This window comes from Actinomycetospora chlora (genome assembly GCF_039542135.1).
GTDB lineage: Bacteria > Actinomycetota > Actinomycetes > Mycobacteriales > Pseudonocardiaceae > Actinomycetospora > Actinomycetospora chlora.
Genome location: NZ_BAABHO010000102.1, coordinates 1 through 5,537 on the forward strand (window position 1 = coordinate 1; position 5,537 = coordinate 5,537).

Sequence of the window (5,537 nt, forward strand, 5' to 3'; positions counted from 1 at the left end):
GCGCGCGGTCGGCCGCATCGCCGCCGAACGGCGCCGGCCCGCCCCCGCGGCGCACCCCGGGTCCACCGCCCCGTCCACCGAGCTCGTGCCCGTCGTGCGCGTGGTCCCCGCGGACCGTCTGCGCGAGATACGCCGCCGCCGCGACCGCGAGGCGCCCGGGCGCTCGGTGTCGACGGCGCTGCTGGACGCGACGGTCGCCGCGCTGCGCGAGCGCGACGTCGTCGTGGACCGGATCGCCGTCCCGGTCGACCTGCGCCGCTACCTGCGGGGCGACCGGGGCGTCGCCGGGAACCTCGTGTCCTCCGTCGCGCTGCCCGGCGACGCCGCCACGCCGTCCGGGGACCTCCGCGCGGCCCTGGACGACGGGCTGCCGCTGCTGCAGTTCCTGCTGACCAACGCCCGCTGGCGCGTCCGGGCCGCCCTCGGCGCGGTGCCCGGCACGCCGGGCGAGGCCGTGCCGACCCTCGGCTGGGCCGACCGCGGGCACGACCCGGGCTGGGAGTCCCTCCCGTGGGCCGACGGCCCGCGCACCGTCGTCGCCGGCGCCGTCCCGCGCGGTGCGCGCCGCGTGACGGTCTACCTGACGCGGATCGGCGGCGCGCTGCACCTCACCGCGCTCGTCGACGCCGCCACCACCGACCCCGCGGCCGTCGCCGCCGCCCTCGACGCCGCCCTCGACCGCCTGGCCCCGTCCCCGGACGGCCGGGACGACGACCCCGTGGAGGCCCCCGTTGCCTGACACCCTCGCGGCCCGCCGCCGCCGCGACCTCCCCGAGCTGGCCGCGGGCGGGTTCTCGCGCCACGACGGCACGATCGCCTTCTACCTGCGCGTCAACGCCCTGCTCGACGGGCTCGCCGACCCCGACGTCGTGCTCGACCTCGGCGCCGGGCGGGGGCAGTTCTTCGAGACCGAGCCCTCGCCGTTCCACCGGCAGCTGCGCGACCTGCGCGCGCCGGGGCGGACGGTGGTCGGGGTCGACGTCGACGACGCCGTGCTCGACCACCCCGGGCTCGACGCCGCCCACGTCGTGGCCCCCGACGAGGCGCTCCCCCTGGCCGACGCCTCGGTGGACCTGGTCGTCTCCGACTACACCTTCGAGCACGTCGAGGACCCGGCGTGGACCGCGGGGGAGCTGCACCGGGTGCTGCGCCCGGGCGGCTGGATCTGCGCGCGCACCCCGAACCGCTGGGGCGCGATCGCGGTGCCGGCGCGGATGGTGCCCAACCGCCTGCACGACGCCGTCCTCGCCCGCGTGCAGCCGGCCAAGGACGCCCGCGACACCTTCCCGACGCACTACCGGCTCAACACCACCGCGGCGCTGCGCCGGTACTTCCCGCCGTCGCGCTTCGCGCACTGCGGCTACACGCACGAGAGCGAGCCCGCCTACGCCGGCCGGTCGGCGCTGGCGTGGACGGCGTTCCGGCGCCTCGCGGCGGTCACCCCCGCGCCGGCGCGGTCGATGCACCTCGTGTTCCTGCAGAAGAGGACCACCTCGTGAGGATCGCGATCGTCCACGGCTTCTACCGCTCCGACGTCCCCAGCGGCGAGAACGTCGCGGTGACGGCGCAGGTCGCGGCGCTGCGCGCGGACGGGCACGACGTCACCGTCGTCGCGCAGCACTCCGACGACCGCATGGCCCGCTCGACGTGGCCCGTGGAGGCGGCCGTCACGACGATCACCGGCCACGGCCCGGACCCCACCGCGGAGCTCGCCGGCGCGGCCCCCGACGTCGTGCACGTGCACAACCTGTACCCGCACTTCGGCACCCGGTGGCTGGACCGCTGGGAGGGCCCGCTCGTCGCGACGCTGCACAACTTCCGTCCGCTCTGCGCCGCCGGGACGCTCACCCGCGAGGGCCGCCGGTGCACCGACTGCGTCGTCGGGTCGCCCTGGTCGGGCGTGCGGCACGGCTGCTACCACGGGTCGCGGCTGGCGACGCTGCCGCTCGCGGTCGCGCACCGTGGCGGCGCGCCGGTGCACCCGGTGGTCCGCCGCGCCGACCGCCTCGTCGCCATCTCCGAGCGCACGATCGACGAGTACGCGGGCGCCGGGGTCGGGCGGGAGCGCTTCGCGGTCGTCCCGAACTTCGTGCCCGACCCGCCGGCCCCCGCGGCCCGGGACGGCCAGGAGCGCTGGCTGTTCGCCGGGCGCCTGTCGGGGGAGAAGGGCCTGGCCGAGCTGCTGGCGGCCTGGCCCGCCGGTCGCGGGCTGGACGTCGTCGGCGACGGCGAGCAGGCCGCGGAGCTGAAGGCGGCGGCGGGGCCGGACGTCGCGTTCCTCGGCGCCCTCCCGCACGACGTCGTGCGCGCGCTGCCCGGGCACTATCGCGGGGTGCTCGTCCCCAGCCAGTGGCCCGAGGCCGGGCCGCCGCTGACCTACCTCGAGGCCATCGCCGCCGGGACGCCCGTGGTCGCGTGCGCGGGCAACGGCGCCGCCGACGACATCGCGCGCTACGGCACCGGCGTCGTCGTCGGGCGCACGCCGACCACCACCGAGGTCGCGGCGGCGCTCGACACCGTCCTCGCCCGGCACGACGTGCTCGCCCACCGTTGCCGGGTCGTGGCCGCCGAGATGTACTCCGCGGCGTCGTGGGTCGGGGCGATCACCGAGGTGTACCGCGACGCGATCGACCTCCGGGCCCTGGCGGTGACCGGCGGGTGACGGCCCGGACGAGGAGCGCGGTCGACCTGCGCGCCGCCGTGCCGGCCCTGCTCGGCATCGGGGTGCTGGCGGCCGGTCTCGTCGCGCTCGGCGACCTGACCGGCCTGCCGCCCGCCGTCCCCCTCACCGCGCTGGTGCTCGTCGCGGTCGCGGCGCTCGTGGTGGCCACCCGCGGGGTCGACGCCCTCGGGGTCGGCCTGCTCGTCGGGGCGGTGGCGACGGTGCCCTGGAACGCGGTGGTGTTCGCGGGCCTCAAGCCGGGTCCGGTGATGCTCGCCCTCGCGCTGCTGCTGCTGGGCACCCGGGCGCTGGTACTGCGCCGCCGCGTCGTGGTGCCGGCGTGGGTGTGGGTGCTCGGCGGCACGATCACCGTCGTCGCGCTGGCGACGCTCGTGCACCCGCCGAGCCCGGGCTACCTGGCCGCGCGGTTCGTGCCGGCGGAGCTGGTGGCCCACACCGAGGCGGGGTGGCCGGGGCTGGTCACGGCGATCGGCTGGCTCGTCGCGGCCGTCGCCCTGCCGCTGACGGTCTGCCTGGCCGCGCCGCTGCGCCCCGGCCTGCCCGGGCGGCTCGCCTCGGCGTGGGCGCTGGGCGCCGCGGTCAGCGCGGCCGTGGCCCTCACCGACGACGCCGGCCTCACCCACGTCAGCCTCCGCCTGCGCGGCCTCGTCGACGTCGGGGGCCGCGAGGCCGGCCTGACCGTGCAGCCCACGCACCTCGCCGTCGCCACCGCGCTGGCCCTGCCCGTGGTGGTCTGGCGCCTCACGCGCGTCCGCACGGCGTGGCCGGCCGCGGGGTGGGCGGCCGCCGGTCTCGTCATGGTCGGCGGCCTGGTCGTCTCGGAGTCGCGCGGCGGGCTCGTCGCCGCCGTCGCCGCCGTCCTCGTGACCCTCGCGCTGCGCCGGCGCTCGCGGCCGTGGCTGGCCCCGCTGGCCGTGCTGGCCGCGGCCGTCGCGGTGGTGGTCGTCGTCTCCGCGCCCGACCTCGTCGGCGGTGCCGCCGAGCGGTTGCGCCTGGCCGGCGCCGACAGCGCCGCCATGAGCAACCAGGTCCGCGAGCAGCTCGGCGCCCAGGCGTGGGCGGACTTCGCGCACGCGCCCGTGCAGGGCATCGGCCTCGAGGTGGCGGTGCAGGGCCACAACATCTGGCTCCAGCTCCTCGCCGCCGGCGGTGCGCTGCTGCTGCTCGGCTTCCTCGCCACGGCTGCGCTCGTCGCGGCCGACGTCGCCGTGCTGGGAGGCGCAGCGAAGCGGAGCCCGACCGTCGAGTTGCGGCGGGCCGGCAGCGGGCTGCCTCTGGTCATGGCCATCTCCGCCGCCACCTGGCTGCTCGTCGGGACGGTGGAGAACCACCTCACCGACCTCTACCTCTACGTCCCGTTCGCGGTGATCGCCGGCATGCGCGCCCTCTCGCCCACCCGGTCCACCGACACCGAGGCGATCCCCACGGGGCTCGCCGCGTCCTCCGGGGGAGTCCGTCCGTGACCGTCACGTCGATGCTGCGCACGCTGCGCGAGCGCTGGCTCTTGCTGGTGGCGGGGGTGCTCGTCGGCCTCCTCGCCGCCGGTGCCGTCGCCTTCCTGACCCCGCGCACCTACAGCGCGACCACGAGCCTGTTCGTCTCCGCCGCCGACGGCAGCGGCAACGCGCTCACCGCGTACCAGGGCAGCCTGCTGTCCCAGCAGCGCGTCACCTCGTACTCGCAGGTCGTGGTGTCCGAGCGCGTGCTCGGCCCGGTCACCGAGCAGCTCGCGCCCGGCCGCGCCGCGACCGACCTCGCCGAGGACGTCGCCGTCACCACGGCGTCCAACTCGACGATCATGTCGATCACCGTCGAGGACGGCGACCCCGCCCAGGCCGCCGCGCTGGCCGACGCGATCGCCGCGCGCTTCACGACGGTCGTGGGTGAGCTCGAGACCTCGCGGGTGCCGGGCAGCCCGCCCGCGGTGAGCGTCAACGTGGTCGACCCGGCCACCGCGCCGACCGAGCCGGTCCGCCCGTCGGTCCCCGTCGACCTCGTCGTCGGGTTCGTCGTCGGGCTCGTCGGCGGTGCGGCGCTGGCGCTGGTGCGCGGGACGCTCGACACGACGCTGCGCGACGCCGCCGAGCTCGCGAAGCTCGCCGGCGGGGCACCGCTCGGGGCGCTGCCCGTGACGGCGGGTGCCCCCCTCGAGGACGCCGCCTTCGGGGAGGCCGTGCGCCGCGTGCGCACCAACCTGCAGTTCGCCGACGTCGACCGCCCCCACAAGCTCGTGACGGTCACCAGCGCGGTGCCCGGTGAGGGCAAGACGACGCTGGTGTGCGCGCTGGCCGCCGCGTTCGCCCGTGCCGGGCGGGTGGCCATCGTCGAGGGCGACCTGCGCCGCCCCACCATCGCCGACCGCCTCGGCCTCGTCGCCGACGTCGGGCTCACCGACGTGCTCGGCCGCCGCGCCCGCCTCGGCGACGTCGTGCAGCGCTGGGGCGCCACCGGGGTCGACGTCGTCGTCTGCGGCACCCTGCCGCCCGACCCGACCGACCTGCTGTCCTCGGGGCAGATGGGCGAGGTCCTGACGCTGCTGCACGCCGAGTACGACCTGGTGCTCATCGACGCCCCGCCGCTGCTGCCGGTCGCCGACGCCGCGGTGCTCGCGAGCCGCTCGGACGGCGCGCTGCTCGTCGGGCGCGCCGGCACCACCGCCGGCTCGCAGGTCGAGGCCGCGGTGGCCGCGCTCGACACGGTCGCCGCGCGCGTCCTGGGCTCGGTGCTGTCGCACGCCCCGGCACAGCGCGGTCCCGCCGGCCACGACGGCTACCGCGCCACGCCGCTCGGCCTCGACGTCGGCGCGGCGCGGCTCGCGCGGCAGGCGTCCGCACGGCAGGCCCCCGCCCGTCCG

The 5,537-nt window shown here is 77.9% G+C and carries 5 protein-coding genes; all 5 read left to right on the forward strand.

Annotated features, from left to right (window positions below; genetic code table 11):
• Positions 1–739 (forward strand): hypothetical protein (locus tag ABD994_RS30725; protein WP_345425365.1); only part of this gene is annotated, 739 nt, incomplete at its 5' end.
• Positions 732–1,499, forward strand: coding sequence for a class I SAM-dependent methyltransferase (locus ABD994_RS30730; RefSeq protein WP_345425368.1), 768 nt, complete (start codon positions 732–734; stop codon positions 1,497–1,499). The genes ABD994_RS30725 and ABD994_RS30730, both read left to right, overlap by 8 nt.
• Positions 1,496–2,662, forward strand: a complete 1,167-nt coding sequence (locus tag ABD994_RS30735) for a glycosyltransferase family 4 protein (RefSeq protein WP_345425371.1) — start codon at positions 1,496–1,498, stop codon at positions 2,660–2,662. The genes ABD994_RS30730 and ABD994_RS30735 overlap by 4 nt, the downstream gene beginning before the upstream one ends.
• Entirely contained in the window at positions 2,659–4,146 is a 1,488-nt protein-coding gene (locus tag ABD994_RS30740) for an O-antigen ligase family protein (RefSeq protein WP_345425374.1), read from the forward strand. Before ABD994_RS30735 ends, ABD994_RS30740 begins: the two co-directional genes overlap by 4 nt.
• Positions 4,143–5,537: tyrosine-protein kinase domain-containing protein (locus ABD994_RS30745; RefSeq protein ID WP_345425377.1), on the forward strand; the 1,395-nt coding region annotated here is incomplete at its 3' end. The genes ABD994_RS30740 and ABD994_RS30745, both read left to right, overlap by 4 nt.